The organism is Actinotalea ferrariae, from assembly GCF_019733465.1.
In the GTDB taxonomy this organism is placed as follows: domain Bacteria; phylum Actinomycetota; class Actinomycetes; order Actinomycetales; family Cellulomonadaceae; genus Actinotalea; species Actinotalea ferrariae_A.
Genome location: NZ_JACVQL010000111.1, coordinates 25255 through 45611 on the forward strand (window position 1 = coordinate 25255; position 20357 = coordinate 45611).

Genomic DNA, 20357 nt, shown 5'->3' on the forward strand with positions numbered 1-20357 from the left:
CGGCGCGGTGGCAGCTCGGCCCGCCGGCCGGACGGGACCGTCAGCCCGCGGTGCGTGCGCGGCGGCGCTGGGCGAGCTCGTCGTCGGCCGAGTGTGCGACGTCGTCGCCCGCGCGCTCCGTGGGCAGCGACGCGAGCGTCCCCTCCACCTCGCGCCACACGCGGCCCACGGCGATGCCGAACACGCCCTGGCCGCCCTGGACGAGGTCGATGACCTCGTCCGCGGACGTGCACTCGTAGACGCTCGCGCCGTCGCTCATGAGCGTGATCTGGGCCAGGTCCTCGACCCCGCGCTCGCGCAGGTGCCCGACGGCCGTGCGGATCTGCTGGAGCGAGACGCCGGTGTCGAGCAGGCGCTTGACGACCTTGAGCACGAGGATGTCGCGGAAGCTGTAGAGGCGCTGCGTCCCCGAGCCGCTCGCGGGCCGGATCGTGGGCTCGACGAGGCCGGTGCGCGCCCAGTAGTCGAGCTGACGGTACGTGATCCCCGCCGCGCGGCACGCCGTCGGGCCGCGGTAGCCCGTGGTCGTGTCGAGGTCGGGCAGCTCGTCGCCGAAGAGCAGGCCCTGCGCGCGCTGCGGGACGCCGACGGCCTCCTCGGCCGTGTCTCCGGTGCCGCTCACGGGTCGCTCCCTCCGTCATCCTGCAGATCCGACGTCCGCCGCCCCCTCGGTGGTCCGAGCCGGCGCTTCACAGGATGTCCACACGTCACGCTAGGCCTGGGGGGTGGGGCAGTCAACGACGTGGCTCGCGACGCGCCGCGGCGTGTCGCATCCGCGTGTCTCACCTTCGACCTCAGGTTGAGACAGGCGGCCTGACGTGGGGCTCCGGTACCCGGACCGGGCCTCACCGCCCCTCGGGGCCGTCGTCGTCCTCCCCCGGCTCCCCCGCCTCTCCGGGGACTTCGGTGCCGCCCTCGGCCGCCGTCTCGAAGTCGTCGGCGCTGACCGTGTCGAGGAAGGCGCGGAACTCCTCGACCTCGTCCTCGGACGTGTGCTCCTCGACCTCGAGCCCGGACTCGGCGAGGACCTCCGGCACGCACAGGACGGGGCAGCCGATCCGGACCGCGACCGCGATCGCGTCGGACGCGCGCGAGTCGACGCGGCTCTCGTCCGCCATGACGAGCTCGGCGTGGAAGACGCCGTCGAGCAGCGCGACGATCTCGACCCGGTCCAGGCCCGCCGAGCACTCCTGGATGACGGACGCCAGCAGGTCGTGCGTCATCGGTCGGGGCGGGACCACGCCCTGCTGCGCCGTGGCGATCGCCGACCCCTCGGTGACGCCGACGACGATCGGCAGCAACCGGCGTCCGGTCAGGTCGAGCAGCAGCACCACCACCTGGTCGAGGGGAGCCTGCCGGCGCACCCCGAGCACCTCCACCGGCACCAGGTCGTCGCGCATGACGCCCACGCTACGACGGTCGGGAGCACCTCGGCACCCGCAGGGCGGAGGTCGCCGTCAGCGGGTCAGGCCGGCGACGCCGGAGCGCAGGAAGGCGGTGTGCAGCTGCCCGCACAGCTCGCCGACCTCGGCCGCGACCGTGGCCGCGTGCGCCTGCGCCGCCACCGCACGCTGCCCGCGCAGCGGCGCGACGATCTGCTCGACGACGGAGACCTGCCGCTCGGCCGCGAGCCGGAAGGAGCGCAGGTGCCGTGGTTCGACGCCGTGCTCCGCGAGCGCGGCGGCCAGCGTGACGACCTCGCGCGCCCACGGGTCGAGGTGCCCGGACGGGCTGACCGTGAGCACTCCGGCCTCGACCAGCTGGTCGACGAGCGCCGGGTCCGCGCCGGTCTCGGCGAGCGTCGCCGCCGTCGTGCGACCCGGGGCGGTGGACGAGGCGCGCTCGCCGTCGGACGTCGCGAGCCGGGGGGTGAGCGGCTCGTCGCTCTGACCGGCGTCGAGGGCCGCCAGCTGCTCGCCGATGACCTTGAGCGGCAGGTAGCGGTCGCGCTGCTGCCGCAGCACGAACCGGAGCCGTTCGACGTCGGCCGGGCTGTACTGCCGGTAGCCGCCCGCGCTGCGTCGCGGCTCGACGAGGCCCTGCTCCTCGAGGAAGCGCAGCTTCGAGGGCGTCACGGTCGGGAAGTCGCCGCCCAGGTCCGCGAGCACGTCCGAGATGCGCATGGTCGCCTCGGTCGACACCCCGTGCGGCCAGCGCTCGACGAGGTGCGGCCGTGAGGCCTGCGGAGCCCGCGCCGCGGGGTCGACGTGCTGACGCTCCTCCGCTCGGCGAGGAGCAGGGCTCACTGCCCGGTGCCCGCCCCGGCGCCGCGCGCCGGGCTGGGGTGGAACGTCATCCGGAACTTGCCGATCTGGACCTCGTCACCCGCGCGGAGCAGCGCCTGCTCGATCCGGGTGCGGTTGACGTACGTCCCGTTGAGCGAGCCGACGTCGCGGACCACGAAGCCGTCGCGCTCACGGACGAACTCGACGTGCTTGCGCGAGACCGTCACGTCGTCGAGGAAGATGTCGGCGTTCGGGCTGCGGCCGGCCACCGTCCGGTCGGCGTCGAGCAGGAAGCGGGCGCCCGCGCTCGGGCCGCGCTGCATGATCAGGAGGGCTGAGGTCGGCGGCAGCGCCGCGACGGCGTTGTGCTCCTCGGCCGTGAGCCCGGCACTGGGCGCGTCCGTGTCGACCGACCCGATGACGCCCTCGCCGAAGCTCATCGTGGTGTCGGCTGACGCCCACCGCGGCTCGGACGCATCGCGTTCGGTCATCGTTCCTCCCCTGCACCGGTGGTCACGGTCACATCGTCGTCCGAGGACACCCTATGCGGACGGGGCGTCGCTCCGCAGTCCCTCATCCGGCCTCAGCCGCGGGCACCGGGGTGGCGAACTGCGGCGGCTCGACCTCGCGGACGGCGTCGACCGTGACGGTCGTGCGCGCCTCGACCGTGCTCTCCCCGCCCGAGCCGCGGACCACCGCGAGCGCTCCCCCGGGCATGTTGAGCGCGGGGATGATGACCTCGGGGTCGCCGATCGCGCGCCAGCGGTAGGGCGGCTCGAGAAGCGTGCCGTCCACCGACACGCCGTCGGGGGTGTCGACGACGTACGTGGACGCCGTGACGCGCAGGTCGTTGATCTGGACGGCCTCGGCGCCGGCGTTCCGGAGCTCCTCGAGGACGTTGTAGAGCACGAGCGCGGGGACCTGCCGGTCCGCGTCGCGGATCGTGAGCTCGACCCCGGGACCCTCGGCGGGCAGCCGGCCGGCGAGGATCCCCTGCTGGGCCGCGCGCTCGGTCGCCGCCTCGCGGGCGGCACGCCGGGTGTCGGAGCCCGTGGCGAGCTCGGCGCGCTGGCTCCGCAGCTCGACGGCCTGGTCCTCGAGCTCCTCGGTGCGCTGCGTGACCTCGTCGAGGATCCGCACGAGCTCGTCCTGGCGCAGCGACGACAGGCCGTCGCTGCGGTTCTGCTGGACCTGGACGACGATCGCGAAGCCGAGCAGCGCGCACAGCAGTCCCGCCAGGACCTGCGCCCGCGTCGCCCGGGGCGCGAGGGCGCGCCCGATGGCGCGCCAGGACCGCGACGTCGAGGCCGCAGGTGCAGGCGCGGGCGCAGGCGCAGGCGCGGGCGCGGTGCCGGCGTCGGGGACGTCCGGGACGTCGGGTGTGGGCTGCTCGGGTGTGGGCTGCTCGGGCGTGGGCTGCTCGGGCGTGGGCTGCTCGGGCGTGGGCTGCTCGGACGTCACGTCAGGCCTTGAAGAGGTGGCGCCTGATGGCGGCGGCGTTGGAGAAGATCCGGATGCCGAGGACGACGACGACGGCCGTCGAGAGCTGGGTGCCCACGCCGAGCTGGTCGCCCAGGAAGACGATCAGCGCCGCGACGACGACGTTGGACAGGAAGGAGACGAGGAACACCCGGTCGTCGAAGTTCCCGTCGAGCAGCGCGCGCAGACCGCCGAAGAGCGCGTCGAGCGCCGCGACGACGGCGATCGGCAGGTACGGCTGCAGCGCCGTCGGCACGGTCGGCTCCAGGAACAGGCCCACGGCCGCACCGATGATCAGGCCGATGACGGCGATCATGACGTCCCCTCCTCGCTCGTGGCCGCCACAGACTGTGCCACACCGGTGCCCGGCACCACGGCGTGGCGCAGCGTCGGCGTCGTGCCCCCGGGCAGCTCGACCTCGCCCGCCCGCAGGGAGACGCCGATCTCGAAGTTGCCGGTGAGCGTCGTGAGGTGGTTCGCGGCCGTCGTGCGCGCGAACGCGGTCTGCATCGCCTGCGCGTCCCCGACGACCTCGATCCGGTAGGGGGACACGAGCGGCACGAGATCGACGAGCACGGCGGGGCCGACGCCGCGGATGGCACTGGAACCCGTGAGCCGCTGCCCGTTGATCGCGATGCCCTCCGCCCCCGCCGCCCAGAGGCCGTTGGTGACGATCTGCAGGTCGATGTCCTGGACGCGTCGGCGCGGGTCGACGTCGTCGGGGTCGGTGACGGGCGCGTCGGTGAGCTCGAGGACCAGGCCGCTCCCCTCCAGCCCGGTGCTGCCCGAGAGCACCTCCAGCTCCGCGAGGGTCGCGAAGAGCTCGGGGTCGGCGGACGCCAGGGCGTCGGACTGGATCTGCGCGACCTCGGCCGCGAGCTGCTCGTTGGTGGCCTGGAGCGCGTCGGCCTCGGCCGTGCGGTCGGCGATCTGCTCCTGCAGCAGCGAGCGCGCCCCGGTGCCGACCGGTTCGGGCGTCCGCAGCGAGGCGACGGCGCTCGCGGTCACGAGCCCCAGGGCGACCGCGACGACGAGGTGGGCGGTGGCGCGGCGCGTGCGGGCCGCGGGCGTGCGCACCGGGACCGGCCGCGCCGCCGCCTCGGCGTAGCCCGCGTCGACGGGTCGGTACATGACGTCGTTGAGCAGGCTCATCGAGGCGTCCGGCCGCTGCGGCGGCCGGACCTGCCGAGCGCTCACCGGCGCGACCCCCGTCGCCGGGCCAGCTCGCGCCAGGCCTGGCGCAGGTAGATGCCGGCGGCCAGCCAGTACAGGCCCATCCCCCACCACGCGAAGGCCCAGCCGGCCACCCCCGCGACGTCGCCGAGCACCCCCTCCGACTGCGCGAGGAGCAGCAGCGGGAACGCGTACAGGAGCGCGAACGTGCCCGTCTTGCCGACGAAGTGGACGGGCAGCGGACCGACCCCGCGCCGAACGAGGACGAGCAGCACGCCGGCGAGCAGGAGGTCGCGTCCGACGACGGCGACGAGCAGCCACCCCGGGATCGCGCCCCGGGCCGCGAGGCCGATGAGCGTCACCAGGATGAACAGCCGGTCCGCCGAGGGGTCGAGGAGCTCGCCGAGCCGCGACCGCTGGTCGAGAGCGCGCGCGAGGACGCCGTCGAGCCAGTCGCTGGCACCCGCCACGGCGAGCACCACGAGTGCCCAGCCGTCCTCGCCGCGCAGCAGCAGGACCGCGAACACCGGGACGAGGAGCAGGCGCGCGGCGCTGATCGCGTTGGGCAGCGTGAGCACCCCGTGGCGACCGGTGCGGCGGCCCGCGGGGGCGTGGCCGAGGTCAGTCACTTCCCGACCGCCCCCTGCCCTGCCTCGCCCGACGTCACCGCCCGCGATCCTACGGCGCCCGCACGACGCGCCGGGGCACGCGTCCGGCGCGTCCCGCCGGCGGCCTCGACCGCGGCGGCAGGTTCACCCCTCGAGCTCGAGCCGGACCGTCCGCGTCGCGACGTCGGCCTGGGCCACGCGCACGCGGACGCGCTCCCCGGCCGGGAGGTCCCGCTCGGCGGTCCGCGCCACGACGGCCGGCTCGGTGAGCGCCACGGTGCGTGCGTCGAGCGCGACCCCCTCCAGCACCGTGCCCACCAGCGGCTCGAGCAGCGCGGCCTCGACCAGGTCGGTGCACGCACGGTCGACGGCGTTCGCCCGCGCGGTGCCGACCGCCATCTCCTCGCCGAGGCGCGGCAGGGCCTCGAGGACCCAGCCGGGGACGTCCCGTCCGGCCTGGACGGCCAGGCTCACCTCGAGCCCGTACCGGTCCACGAGGCGTCGCAGCGGGGCCGTGACGTGCGCGTAGGGGGCGCCCACGGCGCCGTGCACCTTGTCCGCGGGCGGCTCCCCCTCGAACGGCGTCCACGCCGCGCCCCGGAAGAGGCTCGTCGCGGCGTCGAGGAACGCGGACGTGGACGGCAGCGTCCGGTCGAGCCCGTCGAGGACGGCCCCGTAGGACGCGCCGTCGGGCCACGGGACGCCGAGTGCGCGCGCGGTGGCACGCAGGGACGCGACGGCCTCGGCATCGGCCGCCGGCATCGTGCGCAGCACGCCGACGCCGCCCTGGGTCATCAGGGTGGCGGCGGCCATGCCGGTCATGAGCGACAGCTGCGCGTTGTGGTCCTCGACCGGCAGCGGCGCGCGGCGCACGAGCTCCCAGCCACCTGCGCCGCGGCGGACCTCCTGCTCGGGCAGCCCGAGCGACACCCCGCCGCGTGCGCGCTCGAGCGCGAGCCGCCGCCCGCCGATCTCGACGAGCAGCGCGAGCACGTCGTCGCGGTCGACGCCGGCATCGAGGCGTGCCTGCGCACCGGCGTAGTCGAGCTGTGCGCGGCTCCGGACGGTCGCGCGCTCGACGGCGACGTCGGCGACCTCCCCGTCCTCGGCCAGCTCGAACGACCAGACGACGGCGGGCCGGTCCTGGCCGGGGAGCAGGGACCCGGCGCCCTCGCTGATCTCGGCCGGGTGCAGCGGGACGCGCGTGTCCGGGCAGTAGACGGTCGTCACGCGCTCGTGGACCGCCCGGTCCAGCGCGCCCCCGGGCACCACGAACGCCGCCGTGTCGGCGATGGCGTACCGGACGCGGTACCCGCTCGCGCGGCGCTCGAGGTGCATCGCCTGGTCGAGGTCGGTCGAGCCGGCGGGGTCGAGCGTCACGAACGGGACGTCGCGGAGGTCGCGCCGCTCGCCGTCGACGGGCGGCCGGCTCCCCGCCGCCGCGGCACGTGCCTCGGCGAGGGCCTCGGGCGGGTGCTCGACGGGCACCTCGAGCTCGCGGCGGACCGCCTCGAACCCCGCGGCGAGGCCGTCGGGGGACGCGAGACGTCGTCGTGGCGCGGGCACGCGACCACCCTACGGAACGGCGGCGGCACGGCCAGCGGTGCGGGTGGGTGCCATGCTGCTCCCATGCTCGAGCTGCTCACCGGCGCCGGTCTGGCGACCGCCTCCGGCCTCAACGCCGCGCTCCCGCTGCTGATCCTCGGGGCGCTCGACCGGTGGACGCCGCTGGTCGAGCTGCCGGAGAGCTGGCAGTGGGTCTCGAACGGCTGGGTCCTGGTGGTCCTCGGGGGCCTGCTGCTCCTCGAGGTGGTCGCCGACAAGGTCCCCGGCGTCGACAGCGTCAACGACGTCGTGCAGACCGTCGTCCGGCCGACGGCGGGCGGGCTGGCCTTCGGCGCGGGGTCCGGCTCGCAGACGGTCGCGGTGACCGACCCCGCGGCGTTCTTCACGTCCGGCTCCTGGGTGCCGGTCGCGATCGGCGTGCTCCTCGCGCTGACGGTGCACACCGGCAAGGCGCTCGGCCGGCCCGTCGTCAACGCCGCGACGGCGGGCGTGGGTGCACCGCTCGCGAGCACCCTCGAGGACCTCACCAGCCTCGGCCTGACGATCGCCGCCCTGCTCGTGCCGGTCCTCGTCGTCGTGGGCCTCGGCCTGCTGGCCTGGGCCGGCGTCCGCACCATCCGACGACGACGGCGGCGCCGCGCGCTGCGCCCGGCAGGAGGACTCTGATGCGATTCGGCTACCACGTCGGCTACTGGGCGGCGGGGCCGCCACCCGGTGCGGTCGACGCCGTGGTCGCGGCCGACAGGCTGGGCTTCGACTCCGTGTGGACGGCCGAGGCGTACGGCTCCGACGCGCTCACCCCGCTCGCGTGGTGGGGCAGCCGCACCGAGCGCATCCGCCTGGGGACCGCCATCGCGCAGATCTCCGCGCGGACGCCGACGGCGGCCGCGATGGCAGCGCTCACCATGGACCACCTCAGCGACGGCCGCTTCATCCTGGGCCTCGGGGCGTCCGGGCCGCAGGTCGTCGAGGGCTGGTACGGCCAGCCCTACCCGCGTCCGCTCGCACGCACGCGCGAGTACGTCGACGTCGTGCGTCAGGTGCTGCGGCGCGACGAGCCCGTCGTGGCCGACGGCGACTTCTACCAGCTGCCGTACCGCGGCGGCACCGGCCTCGGCCGCCCGCTGCGCTCCACGGTGCACCCGCTGCGCCCGCGGCTGCCCGTCCACCTCGCGGCGGAGGGCCCGAAGAACGTGGCGCTCGCGGCCGAGGTCGCCGACGGCTGGTTGCCGCTGTTCTACGCCCCGAGCGTCGACGGCTTCTACCGCGAGGCGCTCGCCGAGGGGTTCGCCCGCCGGTCGCCCGACCTCCCGCCGCCGGACGCCTTCGAGGTGAGCGCGACCGTCCCGGTCGTCGTGCACGACGACGTCGAGCGCGCGGCCGACGTCGTGCGCCCGTTCGTCGCGCTGTACGTGGGCGGGATGGGCGCCTCGACGGCCAACTTCCACCGGGACATGGTCGAGCGCCTCGGGTACGTGCGTGAGTGCGAGGCCGTGGCGGCGCTGTTCGCCGAAGGGCGCCGTGCCGAGGCCGCCGCGGCCGTCCCGACGGCCCTCGTGCAGGACATCGCGCTCGTCGGACCGCCGGCCGCGATCCGCGACCGCCTCGCCGCCTGGGACGACACGGTCGTCACGTCGATCCTCGTCCAGGGTGACGCGGCGGCGCTCCGGGCGGTCGCCGACCTCCTCGGGTGACCGGACGGGAGCGGCTCAGGCCAGCTGCCTGCTGTCGGGCCCGATGACCCGGTACCAGCGGTAGCCGTAGCCCTCGAGCGGCAGCTCCGCGCGAGCACGCTCGTCGAGGTCGACCTCGCCGTTCTCGATGAGCTCGACCAGGCGGTGGCCGGCGCGCTCGGCGTCCAGCGCCACGGGCACGGTGACCGGGTCGGAGGACAGGTTGTGCAGCGTCATGACGGCGCCGCCGTCGAGCTCGCTGAGCAGGGCGACGACGGACGGGTGCGGCTGGTCGAGCACCCGCACGGGCGCCCAGCCGAGCTCGGGGCACTCGCGGTAGCGCCGCACCAGCAGCGAGATGAACGTCAGCAGCGAGTCGGGGTCGCGCCGCTGCGCCCGCACGTTGACGTGGGCGGGGCCGTAGCCGTCGCCGGTGAGGGGCGAGGGCAGCTGCGACGCGCGGGCACGCGAGAACCCGCCGTTCGCGTCGTCCGACCACTGCATCGGCGTCCGGACCGCGAGGCGCCCCGGCACGTCGAGGTTCTCCCCCATCCCGATCTCCTCGCCGTAGAACAGCGTGGGCGTGCCCGGCAGCGCGAAGAGCAGCGAGTACACGAGCCGGACGCGCCTCGGGTCGCCGTCGACCATCGGGGGCAGGCGCCGCCGCAGCCCACGTCCGTAGAGCTGCATCTCGGGGTCGGGACCGAAGGCCGCGAAGACCTCCTGCCGCTCGGGTTCGCTCAGCTTGTCGAGCGTGAGCTCGTCGTGGTTGCGCACGAAGGTGGCCCACTGGCAGTCGGCCGGGATCTCCGGCCGGTCGAGCAGCGCCTGGACCAGCGGGCCGGCGTCCTGCCGCGCGAGCGACAGGTACATCTTCTGCATCGCGATGAAGTCGAACATCATCGTCAGCTCGTCGCCGTCGCCCTCCCCGAAGAAGAGGCGCTGCTGCTCGTGCGGGAGGTTCACCTCACCGAGGAGGATGCCGCTGCCGGTCCGCCGGCCCAGGAAGGACCGCAGCGACCGCAGGTAGTCGTGCGGGTCGCCGAGGGCCTCGACCTGCTCGTCGCCCGCGCCGACCGTCTCGAGGAAGAACGGCACGGCGTCCACGCGGAAGCCGTCGAGCCCCAGCTCGAGCCAGTAGCCCATGACCTTGGCGATCTCGTCACGGACCTTCGGGTTCGCGACGTTGAGGTCGGGCTGGTGCTTGTAGAAGCGGTGCAGGTAGTACTCGCCCGTCTTCTCGTCCAGCTCCCAGATGCTCGTCTCCTGGTCCGGGAAGACGACCTCCTTCGACGTGTCGGGCGGCGGGTCGCTCCGCCAGACGTAGAAGTCCCGGTACGGGCTGTCCTTGCTGGACCGGGCGGAGCGGAACCACGGGTGCCTGTCCGACGTGTGGTTGACCACGATGTCCGCGATGACGCGCATGCCGCGGTCCTTCGCGGTGCGGATGAGCTCGACCAGGTCGCCGGGCGTGCCGAGTCGCGGGTCGACCCCGTAGAGGTCGGTGACGTCGTAGCCGTCGTCCCGATCTGTCGTCGGGTAGAACGGCATGAGCCACAGGCACGTCACGCCGAGCTCGGCGAGGTGGTCGATGCGCTGCGCGAGGCCCTGGAAGTCGCCCGTGCCGTCGCCGTCCCAGTCGAGGTAGGTCTCGACGTCGAGGCAGTAGATGACGGCGTTCTTCCACCACAGGTCGCCGGTGTCGGTGATCCTCATGCGGTCGCCCCGATCCCCTTGAGCTGTGGGAGCACGTGCTCGCCGAACGCGTCGACGAAGGCCTCCTGCTCCTGTCCGACGTGGTGGAGGTAGACCTCGTCGAAGCCGATCGAGGCGAGCTCGGCGATCCACGCGGTCTGCTGCGCGAGGTCCGACGAGACCAGCACGGACTTGTGCACGTCCTCGGGACGCACGTGCGACGACGCGACGTCGAAGTGCTCCGGCGTCGCGAGGTCCCAGCAGACGGGCGGCGGGAAGACGTTCGAGCGCCACTGGTCGAACGCGATGTGCTCGGCCTCGGCCTGGTCGGGCGCCCAGGAGACGTGCACCTGGAGCGCGAGCGGCCCGCGCCCGCCCTCCTCCCGGTAGGCGGCGACCATCTCGCGCAGCACCTCGTGAGGCTGGTTGATGGTGATGAGCCCGTCGGCCCACGACGCGCACCGCCGCGCGGTGGCGACGGTCACGGCCGGCCCGATGAGCGCGGGCGGCTCCTCGGGCAGCGTCCAGATCCGGGCGCGGTCGACCGTCACGAGGCCGTGGTGGGTGACCTCCTCCCCCGCGAGGAGGCGCCGGATCACCCCGACGGTCTCGACCAGGCGGTCGTCGCGGACGTCCTTCACCGGCCAGGGGTCGCCGGTGATGTGCTCGTTCGCGTTCTCGCCCGAGCCGAGCGCGGCCCAGAACCGGCCGGGGAACATGGCGGCGAGCGTCGCCGCGGCCTGGGCGATGATCGCCGGGTGGTACCGCTGGCCCGGGGCGTTCACGACGCCGAAGCGCAGCGACGTCGTCGCGAGCGCGGCGCCGAGCCAGGACCAGGCGAACCCGGAGTGGCCCTGGCGCGCGCTCCACGGCGCGAAGTGGTCGGAGCACATCGCCGCGTCGAAGCCCGCCTGCTCGGCCTGCTGCACCGCGCGCAGCAGCGCGGCGGGATGAACCTGCTCGTGGGAGGCGTGGTAGCCGATCGTGGTCACGCACCGTGTCTACCGGTCCTCCCCGGCCGACGCGCGTCGGGCGACCCCCCGGGCGGCCGCCCTGCGACGCCGGGGCAGCGATGACAGACTCTCCTGGCGTGAGCACACCGACGCAGAACGCGAGCAGCAGCCGACCGCACCGCGCCGCACGCCTCGAGGACAGGTTCAACGCCCTCGTCGCGCGCAAGCTGGCGGAGCGCGGCTGGGTCCCCCGCGTCGAGCCCTACACCGGGTACGGCGCCGACGGGTGGGTCCGGGTCATGGCGCGCACGCTCCTCGCGCCGCCGGACTCGGAGCCGCGCGAGGTGGCCGAGCGCGACGCCGCGTCGGCCCAGCGCGCCGTGCGCGGGTGGCGGTCGTTCGTCACGGCGCAGGTGCCCGCGACCGAGGTCGAGGTGCAGGCCGGGAGCCGGCGTCACGTGCTCCGGTCCGACCGCGGCGGGTACATCGACCAGATCGTCGAGTCGGACCTCGAGCCCGGCTGGCACGACGTCACGCTGACCGTCAGCGGGCGCAGCATCACGGCGCCCGTGCTGGTCGTCGCCCCGGACCAGCGGACGGCCCTGGTGAGCGACATCGACGACACGGTCATGGTCACGGCGCTCCCGCGCCCCCTGCTCGCCGCGTGGAACAGCATGGTGCTGCACGAGAACGCGCGCCGCGTGGTGCCCGGCATGGCCGCCCTGTACCGGCGGTGGAACGAGGCCAACCCCGGCTCGCCCACGTTCTACCTGTCCACGGGCGCGTGGAACGTGGCACCGGCGCTGCGGCGCTTCCTCGCGCGGCACGGCTACCCGGCCGGACCGCTGCTGCTCACCGACTGGGGCCCGACCAACACCGGATGGTTCCGCAGCGGGCAGCAGCACAAGCGGGACACCCTGCGCCGCCTGCTCCAGGAGCTCCCGCAGATCAGCTGGGTCCTCGTGGGCGACGACGGTCAGCACGACCCGCAGATCTACGGCGACATCGCCGCCGAGCACCCGGACCGGATCACCCTCGTCGCCATCCGCCAGCTGACGCCGGCCGAGCAGCTGCTCGCGCACGGCACGCCGGCGCCGGCGGAGGACGACGACGTCGCCGCCCGCGCCGCGACGCCGCTCGTGGTGCACGGCGGCGACGGCAACGAGATCGCGCTGCGCCTCATCGACGCCGGGGTGCTCTGAGCGCGCCGCGGCGCGCCCGGTGACGGGCGGCGCTCAGCGCGCGAGCTCCTCCGCGAGGGCAGCGGCGAAGGCGTCGACGTCGGCCTCGGTCGTGTCGAAGGCGCACATCCAGCGCACCTCGTTCCTGGCGGCGTCCCAGTCGTAGAACCGGAACCGCTCGCGCAGGCGGTCGGCGACGCCCGGCGGCAGCGCGGCGAACACCGCGTTGGACTCGACGGCCTGGACGACCTCGACGCCGGGGAGCACGGCGACGGCGTCCCGCAGGCGGAGCGCCATCGCGTTGGCGTGCTGCGCCGAGCGCAGCCACAGGTCGCCCTCGAGGAGGGCGAGGAGCTGCGCGGACAAGAAGCGCATCTTCGAGCCCAGCTGCATGTTCATCTTCCGCAGGTAGGTGAGCCCCTGGGCGGCCTCGGGGTCGAGCACGACGACGGCCTCGGCGCCGAGCAGGCCGTTCTTCGTGCCCCCGAACGAGACGACGTCGACGCCGACGTCGGTCGTGATCGCCCGCAGCGGGACGCCGAGCGTCGCGGCGGCGTTGGCGATCCGGGCGCCGTCCATGTGGACGCGCATCCCCCGCTCGTGCGCGTGGTCGCACAGCGCGCGGAGCTCGTCGGGCGTGTAGCAGGTGCCGAGCTCGGTCGTCTGCGTGAGGGAGACGACGAGCGGCTGCGCGCGGTGCTCGTCGCCCCAGCCCCACGCCTCCTGGTCGACGAGCTCGGGGGTGAGCTTGGCGTCGGGCGTCGGGACGGTGAGGAGCTTGATCCCCGCGACGCGCTCGGGCGCGCCGTTCTCGTCGGTGTGGATGTGCGCGTTGCGCGTGCAGACGACGGCGCCCCACGGCGGCAGCATCGCCTGCAGCGAGAGCACGTTGGCGCCCGTGCCGTTGAAGACGGGGAAGACCTCGACCGCCCGCCCCAGGTGCTCGGCCATCACCTCGTGGAGGCGTGCCGTGTAGACGTCCTCCCCGTAGGAGACCTGGTGCCCGCCGTTGGCCGCGGCGACTGCGGCCAGCACCTCCGGGTGGACGCCGGCGTAGTTGTCCGAGGCGAAGCTCTTGAGGGCAGGGTCGTGCAGCTGGTGCGTGGTCGTCACGCGGGAGATCCTCTCATCGCGCGCGGGCCCTCCCGCGCGCCCTCAGCCGTCGGCGGCCTGCTCGGAGCCGGACGTCGTGTCGGTGCGACCGGTGATCCCCGCGGTCGAGGCGACGACGTCGCCGATCCGGCGGGTGAGCGCCTCGTAGAACATCGACAGCGGGAACTCGTCGGGCAGCACGGCGTCGGTCAGGCTCTTGAGGGGGCCGTCGATCGGCAGCGCGTCCGGGCCCTTGGCCCAGGTCGACGCGGGGTGCGGCGTGAGCGTCGAGGACACGAGCGCGTACGCGGCGAGCCAGTGGGCGATCTTGGGCCTGTCGATCGACCGCCAGTAGAGGTCCTCGATCTCGCGGCCGAGCGCGAGCACGACGTCGGGCAGCGCGGCCCAGTCGATGCTCAGCCGGTTGTCGGTCCAGTGCAGGACGTGGTGCTGGTGCAGCCAGGCGAAGAGCAGCTGGCCGCCGAGACCGTCGTAGTTCTTGACGCGGCTGCCGGTGATCGCGAAGCGGAAGATCCGGTCGAACACGACCGCGTACTGCACGAGGCGGGCGTGCGGCACGGTGTCCTCGAGCGCGACCGCCTCGCGGAACGCGACGAGGTCGCAGCGCAGCTCCTCGAGGGCGTAGAGGAAGTACGGCATCCGCTGCTTGATCATGAACGGGTCGAAGGGCAGGTCGCCGCGCATGTGCGTGCGGTCGTGGATGAGGTCCCACATCACGAAGGTCTCCTCCGCGAGGCGCTGGTCGGCGAGCAGCCGGGCGGCGTCCGGCGGCAGGGCGAGCCGGGTCGTCCCGGCCGCGGCCCGCACCACGCGCCGGAAGCGCGCGGCCTCGCGGTCGGCGAAGATCGCGCCCCAGGTGAAGGTCGGCAGCGAGCGCATCGCCACGGTCTCCGGGAACAGGACCGCGGAGTTCGTGTCGTACCCCGCGGTGAAGTCGACGAACCGGATGGGCACGAACATCGCGTTCGAGTAGCTGCCGGCCTCGAGGTCGGCGACGAAGTCGGGCCACACGACCTCGACGAGCACCGCCTCGAGGTGGCGGTCCGGGCTGCCGTTCTGCGTGTACATCGGGAAGACGACGAGGTGCTGCAGCCCGTCGACCCGGTCGCGCTGCGGCTGGAACGCCACGAGCGAGTCGAGGAAGTCGGGGACGCCGAGGCCGTCGTCGACCCACCGCGCGAGGTCGGCGTCGAGCGCGGCGAGGTAGGCGTCGTCGTGCGGGAACAGCGGGCGCAGCTCCGTCACTGCTGAACGCACCTCGGCCACGAGCTCACCGGCCGCGGCGTGGTCCGCCTCCTCCGGCACCGACCCGTCCTTGGCCTGGAGCGGCTGGAGGCGGCCGACGGCGTCCTTCAGCCGCGTCCACGCCGGGTGCGCGACGGCCCCCGGCTCGTCCGCGTCCTCGGGCGCAGTCGCCGACGAGGAGGCGACGGGCGCGCACCACGCCTCGAGGTTGCGGCGCAGCGCGGCCGTCGACGGGGTGTCCGCGAGGTCGGCGGCGACCACGGCGACCCTGCCGTGCGGGCCGTCGCCGATCGCGCCGACGACGGCGCCGGCGGCGCTGCGCACGAACGGGGCCGCCGTGCCGTCGAGCTCGAGCCGGGCACCGGCCGTGCCCTCGAGGTCCTCGACCCGGGCGCCCAGGTCCTGGTCGGTCAGCGCGAGCGGTCCCGCGAGGTCCAGCACGAGCGGCCCGGGGTCGGCCGGGGTCGGGACGACCTCGATGCCGCGGTCACGCAGCACGGCGGCGACCGCGGGGTCCCAGGGCCCGGCCCCGAGCACGACCAGGCCGTTGCCCGCCTCGAGCCGCGTGACCTGCGCGACGGCCGCGTAGGGGTCGTCCGCGGGGGTGACGACGACCACCGCGGGCCCGTCCTCCGGCGCGGACGGCAGAGGGACGGCGCTGACCTGGACAGACGGGCTGGACATGGGTCTCCTCATGGCGGGGGCCGAAGTTACTGCACGGTACGGTTCGGCCTCCGACCGGGTCAACGACCGCACGGGGACGCGCCGACCGCTGCGGCCCCGCGCCGCCGCCGACGACGACCTGACGTGGCTGACGACGCGAGCACCGTGGTCACGACCGGCCGGCGGTGGCACGATCCGTCGATGACCTTCGACTCCCGGCACCTCAGCGTCCGCGTCGACCGGCCCGTCGCGCAGGTCTACGCGTTCGCGTCCGACCCCGCCAACCTCCCTGGGTGGGCGCCGGGGCTCGGCACCTCGGTCGTCCACGAGGGGGACGCCTGGTTCGTGGAGACCCCCGGCGGCCGCGCGCGGATCACGTTCGCCCCGCCCAACGAGCTCGGGGTGCTGGACCACGACGTGGTGACCCCGTCGGGCCGCACGGTGCACGTGCCGATGCGGGTGGTCGCGTACCGCGAGAGCAGCGAGGTGATCTTCACGCTGCGGCCCGAGCCCGGCGCGACCGACGCCGACCTCGAGGCGGACGCCGCGCTCGTCGCCGCGGACCTGGCGCGCCTCAAGGAGGTGGTCGAGCGAGAGCTGCCCGACCCGGGTCCCTTCTTCCACGGCACGCGGGCGGACCTCCAGCCCGGGGACCTCGTCGAGCCCGGACGTGCTTCGAACTTCGGCGCTCGTCGCGCGGCCGCCTTCGTCTACCTCACGGCCACGCTCGACGCGGCGACGTGGGGCGCCGAGCTCGCGGCGGGCGACGGCCCCGGGCGCATCTACCGGGTCGAGCCCACCGGGGGCGTCGAGGACGACCCGAACCTCACGAACGCCCGGTTCCCCGGCAACCCGACCCGGTCCTACCGCACCCGCGAGCCCCTGCGGGTCGTCGGCGAGCTCACGGGCTGGGTCGGGCACCCGCCGGAGGCGCTCCGGGCGATGCGCGAGCACCTCGCCGAGCTCGAGCGCCAGGGCGTCGAGGCCGTCGAGGACTGATCCGGTCCGGGGCGCGTACCGGGACCGGCGGCGTCGGTGCGTACAGTTCTCCGGGCGCTGCGCGCGCCCATCCCCGATCGAGGACCCGCCGTGCCCCCCACCACCGCCCCCGCCACGCCCGAGACGTCAGGCGTCCCCACCGACCCCACGAGTGCGTCCGTCGACGCGGCCGGCGACGGGCTCGTCGACGTGGCCGGCATCGACCCGGCGGCGCTCGCGGCGTGCCTCGACGTGCTCGCGCAGGCCGAGCGCCTGCCCGAGGACCACCCGGATGCGCTCGCCCTGCGCCGCGCGACGGCCCGGCTCTTCAAGGCGGTCAAGAAGCAGCGCCGGCTGGACCGGCGGGCCGCCGTCAGCGCGTCGGACGCCGCCGTCGTCGCGGCGACCGCGACCGGCAGCCCGCGCCGGATCGACGACGAGACCGCGGGGCTCCCGCTCGTCTCCGAGGCCCGGGGCGCGAGCGCCGGGACGCTGCTCCGGGCGCGGGCCTGCTACATCTGCAAGGAGCCGTACACGCGGGTCGACGCGTTCTACCACCAGCTCTGCCCCGCGTGCGCGGAGCTGAACCACGCGAAGCGCGACGCGCGCACCGACCTCACCGGGCGCCGGGCGCTGCTCACGGGGGGCCGGGCCAAGATCGGCATGTACATCGCGCTGCGCCTGCTGCGTGACGGCGCGCACACCACTATCACCACGCGCTTCCCGCGCGACGCGGTGCGCCGGTTCTCGTCGATGCCCGACGCGCACGAGTGGCTCGACCGCCTCACCGTCGTCGGGATCGACCTGCGGGACCCGGCGCAGGTCGTCGCCCTGGCCGACGAGGTCGCCGCCGCGGGGCCGCTCGACATCCTCATCAACAACGCCGCGCAGACGGTCCGGCGCTCGGCCGGCGCGTACGCACCGCTCGTCGAGGCGGAGCGGGCGCCGCTCCCGGACGGACCGCTCCCCCACCTCGTGACCTTCGAGCACGCGAGCGACGCGCACCCCGCGGCCCTCGTCAGCTCCGTGGGCACGACGGCGGTCGCCCACCACGACGACGACGCGGTCTCGGCCGCCGGCCACCTGACCGCGGAGGCGCTGCGGGCCGGTTCGTCGTCGCTCGCGCGGCTCGACCGCGGGGACGCGATCGACGCGGGCGGGCTGCTGCCGGACCTCCACGACACGAACAGCTGGGTCGCGACCGTGGACCAGGTCGACCCCCTCGAGATGCTCGAGGTGCAGCTGTGCAACGAGACGGCGCCGTTCATCCTCGTCAGCCGGCTGCGGCCGTCGCTCGCCGCCTCCCCCGCGCGTCGGACGTACGTCGTCAACGTCTCCGCGATGGAGGGTGTCTTCTCGCGCGGCTACAAGGGGCCCGGCCACCCGCACACCAACATGGCCAAGGCCGCCGTCAACATGCTCACCCGGACGAGCGCCGGCGAGCTGCTCCGTGACGGCATCCTCATGACCAGCGTCGACACCGGGTGGATCACGGACGAGCGCCCGCACCCGACCAAGGTGAGGCTCGCCGAGGAGGGCTTCCACGCGCCGCTCGACCTCGTCGACGGCGCCGCGCGCGTCTACGACCCCATCGTCCGCGGCGAGGCGGGCGAGGACGTGCACGGCGTGTTCCTCAAGGACTACAAGTTCGCAGGCTGGTGAGTCGGCCCACCAGGGCGTGAGCTTGTCGTCACCGCATCGGCCGCGTCGCCGCGAGGAACGCGACGCGCCGTGCGTGTCCGGCGTCACGCCGGTCCTCCGGGACGCGGCGGACGCCCGGCCGGTAGGGTGGACCACGAATCCCCAGGAGCACGTCGCCCTTCCCTGTGTGTGACCGCCGGACACCGGCGGCTGTGTGCAGCCGGCCCAGAGCCGGCCGATCGAGAGTTCGGGACAGCGACGGACGACCACGCCGACCGCGGCGCGGACCCGCCTGGACCACCTCGACCGATGCGGACACCGTGACCACCACTGCCTCCACCCTGCCCTCTGCCGCCGACCGTCCCGCCCCGGGCGCACGCCCCGAGCACGGCGCGACCCCCGAGCGCGAGCTCGACCTCGTCGACCTCGGGCTGCCCGAGCCGATCCTGCGCGCGGTGCTCGACCTCGGGTTCACGCGCCCGACGCCCATCCAGCAGGCCGCTATCCCCGCGCTCCTGAGCGGCCGCGACATCACCGGCGTCGCCCAGACGGGGACCGGCAAGACCGCCGCCTTCGGGCTGCCGCTGCTCGCCGCCGTCGACCCCGAGCTCCGCCAGGTCCAGGCCGTCGTGCTCACCCCGACCCGCGAGCTCGCCATGCAGGTGGCCGAGGCGCTCGAGACGTTCGCCCAGCACCTCCCGGGCGTCGACGTCGTCGCCGTGTACGGCGGTTCCCCGTTCCTGCCGCAGCAGCGGGCGCTCGCTCGGGGCGCGCAGATCGTCGTCGGCACGCCCGGCCGCGTCATCGACCACCTCGAGCGCCGCACGCTGCGTCTCGACGAGGTGCGCTTCCTGGTCCTCGACGAGGCCGACGAGATGCTCCGCATGGGCTTCGCCGAGGACGTCGACTCCATCTTCGGACGCGCCCCGGAGAAGCGTCAGGTCGCGCTCTTCTCCGCGACCATGCCGCCTCCGATCGTGCGCGTCGCCAACCAGCACCTCAAGGACCCGGTGCAGATCGCGACGTCGCGCCAGGCGTCCACGGTCGCCAACGTCCGCCAGACCTTCGCGGTCGTGCCGTTCCGGCACAAGATCGGTGCGCTCGCGCGCGTCCTGGCGACGTCCGACGCCGACGCGGCCATCGTCTTCACACGGACGCGCGGGGCGGCCGAGGAGGTCGGTGTCGCGCTCGCCGACCGCGGCATCTCCGCGGCCACCATCTCGGGCGACGTCGCCCAGAAGGACCGCGAGAAGCTCGTCGAGCGCCTGCGCGCAGGGAGCCTCGACGTGCTCGTCGCGACCGACGTCGCCGCACGCGGGCTCGACGTCGAGCGGATCGGCCTCGTCGTGAACTTCGACGTGCCGACGGAGCCCGAGGCGTACGTGCACCGCATCGGACGCACGGGCCGCGCCGGTCGGACCGGCACCGCCATGACGTTCGTGACCCCGAACGAGCAGGGCCGGCTCCGTGCGATCGAGCGCACGACGCGCCAGCGGCTCGAGGAGGTCGCCGTCCCCTCGCCGGCCGACGTCTCCGCCCACCGGGTCGCCGCGCTCCTGGGACGCACCGGCGCCCGGGTCGAGGCCGGACGGCTGGACATGTACCGCACGGCCGTGTCGGCCTTCCTCGCGGAGTCCTCGATGGACGCCGCCGAGCTCGCGGCGGTGCTCGCCGCGCTCGCCGTCGGCGACGAGGGCCCCCAGCCGAGCGACGAGATCGAGGCGACGCCGCTGCAGAAGGCCCGCGGCGCCTCGGCCGACGACGGCCGGATCTCCTTCACGAGCGAGGAGCGGGCCCGTACCGCCGCACGCCGGCCCACGCGCGGCACCCGCTACCGGGTCGCCGTCGGGCACACGCACGGGGCGCGTCCCGAGGCGATCGTCGGCGCGCTCACGGGTGAGGGCGGGCTGAGCGGCAAGGACCTCGGCAAGATCGACATCTTCGCGAGCTTCAGCCTCGTCGAGATCGACGCCGACCTCTCCCCCGAGGCGTTCCGCCGCCTCGGCGGCGCCCGCGTCGCCGGGCGGCCGCTGCGGATCAGCGTCGACGAGGGCCCGCGGGGCCACTCCGCGGCCCGGGCGACGGCGCACCCCGGCAGCAAGCACCCGGCTGCCAAGCAGACGGGGCCGCGCCGGCCCGCGGCACGCGCACCGCGCGTCTGAGC

19 protein-coding genes are annotated in these 20357 nt (G+C 74.7%); 6 read left to right on the forward strand and 13 right to left on the reverse strand.

Annotated elements, in window-relative coordinates; genetic code table 11:
• Positions 1–40: 40 nt before the first annotated feature.
• From ICW40_RS09735 to ICW40_RS21515, 9 genes are all read right to left on the reverse strand, one after another.
• Positions 41–622 (reverse strand): MerR family transcriptional regulator, encoded by a 582-nt coding sequence (locus ICW40_RS09735; RefSeq protein WP_221653625.1) that lies wholly within the window; start codon positions 620–622, stop codon positions 41–43.
• 223 nt (positions 623–845) lie between these two features.
• On the reverse strand, positions 846–1400 hold the full coding sequence (locus ICW40_RS09740) for a bifunctional nuclease family protein (protein ID WP_308121727.1): 555 nt from the start codon (positions 1398–1400) through the stop codon (positions 846–848).
• A gap of 57 nt (positions 1401–1457) precedes the next feature.
• The gene (gene ftsR, locus ICW40_RS09745; RefSeq protein WP_221653626.1) at positions 1458–2123 is read right to left on the reverse strand and encodes a transcriptional regulator FtsR; all 666 of its coding nucleotides are present in this window, start codon (positions 2121–2123) and stop codon (positions 1458–1460) included.
• 119 nt (positions 2124–2242) lie between these two features.
• Complete coding sequence (locus ICW40_RS09750) at positions 2243–2716, reverse strand: FHA domain-containing protein (RefSeq protein ID WP_221653627.1); 474 nt, start codon at positions 2714–2716, stop codon at positions 2243–2245.
• Between the two features lie 82 nt (positions 2717–2798).
• Positions 2799–3686 carry a DUF881 domain-containing protein gene (locus ICW40_RS21510; RefSeq protein ID WP_221653628.1) on the reverse strand — a complete coding sequence of 296 codons (888 nt, stop codon included), beginning with the start codon at positions 3684–3686 and terminating at the stop codon, positions 2799–2801.
• A 1-nt stretch (position 3687) separates the two neighbouring features.
• On the reverse strand, positions 3688–4020 hold the full coding sequence (locus tag ICW40_RS09760; RefSeq protein ID WP_221653629.1) for a small basic family protein: 333 nt from the start codon (positions 4018–4020) through the stop codon (positions 3688–3690).
• Entirely contained in the window at positions 4017–4901 is an 885-nt protein-coding gene (locus tag ICW40_RS09765; protein ID WP_221653630.1) for a DUF881 domain-containing protein, read from the reverse strand. The genes ICW40_RS09760 and ICW40_RS09765 overlap by 4 nt, the downstream gene beginning before the upstream one ends.
• Entirely contained in the window at positions 4898–5506 is a 609-nt protein-coding gene (locus ICW40_RS09770; protein ID WP_308121728.1) for a CDP-alcohol phosphatidyltransferase family protein, read from the reverse strand. Before ICW40_RS09770 ends, ICW40_RS09765 begins: the two co-directional genes overlap by 4 nt.
• Positions 5507–5629: 123 nt before the next feature.
• A complete protein-coding gene (locus tag ICW40_RS21515) occupies positions 5630–7051 on the reverse strand; it encodes an RNB domain-containing ribonuclease (RefSeq protein ID WP_221653631.1) in 1422 nt (473 codons plus the stop codon).
• A gap of 63 nt (positions 7052–7114) precedes the next feature.
• Between ICW40_RS21515 and ICW40_RS09780 the strand changes: the two genes are divergently transcribed.
• Complete coding sequence (locus ICW40_RS09780; RefSeq protein WP_221653632.1) at positions 7115–7717, forward strand: DUF4126 domain-containing protein; 603 nt, start codon at positions 7115–7117, stop codon at positions 7715–7717.
• Positions 7717–8745 carry an LLM class F420-dependent oxidoreductase gene (locus ICW40_RS09785; protein ID WP_221653633.1) on the forward strand — a complete coding sequence of 343 codons (1029 nt, stop codon included), beginning with the start codon at positions 7717–7719 and terminating at the stop codon, positions 8743–8745. Before ICW40_RS09780 ends, ICW40_RS09785 begins: the two co-directional genes overlap by 1 nt.
• A 15-nt stretch (positions 8746–8760) precedes the next feature.
• Here ICW40_RS09785 and ICW40_RS09790 read toward each other — a convergent pair whose 3' ends face one another.
• Together ICW40_RS09790 and ICW40_RS09795 are read right to left on the reverse strand one after the other, a co-directional pair.
• Positions 8761–10440: an alpha-amylase family protein gene (locus ICW40_RS09790; protein ID WP_221653634.1), complete on the reverse strand. Its 1680-nt coding sequence runs from the start codon at positions 10438–10440 to the stop codon at positions 8761–8763.
• Entirely contained in the window at positions 10437–11411 is a 975-nt protein-coding gene (locus tag ICW40_RS09795; RefSeq protein WP_221653635.1) for a TIGR03885 family FMN-dependent LLM class oxidoreductase, read from the reverse strand. Before ICW40_RS09795 ends, ICW40_RS09790 begins: the two co-directional genes overlap by 4 nt.
• Positions 11412–11509: 98 nt before the next feature.
• Between ICW40_RS09795 and ICW40_RS21520 the strand changes: the two genes are divergently transcribed.
• Entirely contained in the window at positions 11510–12574 is a 1065-nt protein-coding gene (locus tag ICW40_RS21520; protein ID WP_308121729.1) for an App1 family protein, read from the forward strand.
• Between the two features lie 33 nt (positions 12575–12607).
• Here ICW40_RS21520 and ICW40_RS09805 read toward each other — a convergent pair whose 3' ends face one another.
• Complete coding sequence (locus ICW40_RS09805) at positions 12608–13666, reverse strand: threonine aldolase family protein (RefSeq protein WP_308121730.1); 1059 nt, start codon at positions 13664–13666, stop codon at positions 12608–12610.
• A 42-nt stretch (positions 13667–13708) separates the two neighbouring features.
• On the reverse strand, positions 13709–15130 hold the full coding sequence (locus ICW40_RS09810) for a DUF6421 family protein (protein ID WP_260459037.1): 1422 nt from the start codon (positions 15128–15130) through the stop codon (positions 13709–13711).
• Between the two features lie 1026 nt (positions 15131–16156).
• Between ICW40_RS09810 and arr the strand changes: the two genes are divergently transcribed.
• The 3 genes from arr (at position 16157) to ICW40_RS09825 (ending at position 20355) form a co-directional block, all read left to right on the forward strand.
• Positions 16157–16573, forward strand: a complete 417-nt coding sequence (gene arr / locus ICW40_RS21755; protein ID WP_221653643.1) for an NAD(+)--rifampin ADP-ribosyltransferase — start codon at positions 16157–16159, stop codon at positions 16571–16573.
• Between the two features lie 189 nt (positions 16574–16762).
• Positions 16763–18214, forward strand: a complete 1452-nt coding sequence (locus ICW40_RS09820) for an SDR family NAD(P)-dependent oxidoreductase (protein ID WP_221653644.1) — start codon at positions 16763–16765, stop codon at positions 18212–18214.
• Between the two features lie 299 nt (positions 18215–18513).
• Complete coding sequence (locus ICW40_RS09825; protein ID WP_374199142.1) at positions 18514–20355, forward strand: DEAD/DEAH box helicase; 1842 nt, start codon at positions 18514–18516, stop codon at positions 20353–20355.
• Positions 20356–20357: the final 2 nt, after the last annotated feature.

Bases quoted from the DNA above. Each gene is read 5' to 3' on its own strand.
- ICW40_RS09780 (WP_221653632.1), top strand. From the start codon at position 7,115: ATGCTCGAGCTGCTCACCGGCGCCGGTCTGGCGACCGCCTCCGGCCTC.
- ICW40_RS09740 (WP_308121727.1), bottom strand. From the start codon at position 1,400: ATGCGCGACGACCTGGTGCCGGTGGAGGTGCTCGGGGTGCGCCGGCAG.
- ICW40_RS09750 (WP_221653627.1), bottom strand. From the start codon at position 2,716: ATGACCGAACGCGATGCGTCCGAGCCGCGGTGGGCGTCAGCCGACACC.
- ftsR (WP_221653626.1), bottom strand. From the start codon at position 2,123: ATGCGCATCTCGGACGTGCTCGCGGACCTGGGCGGCGACTTCCCGACC.
- ICW40_RS09760 (WP_221653629.1), bottom strand. From the start codon at position 4,020: ATGATCGCCGTCATCGGCCTGATCATCGGTGCGGCCGTGGGCCTGTTC.
- ICW40_RS09785 (WP_221653633.1), top strand. From the start codon at position 7,717: ATGCGATTCGGCTACCACGTCGGCTACTGGGCGGCGGGGCCGCCACCC.
- ICW40_RS09790 (WP_221653634.1), bottom strand. From the start codon at position 10,440: ATGAGGATCACCGACACCGGCGACCTGTGGTGGAAGAACGCCGTCATC.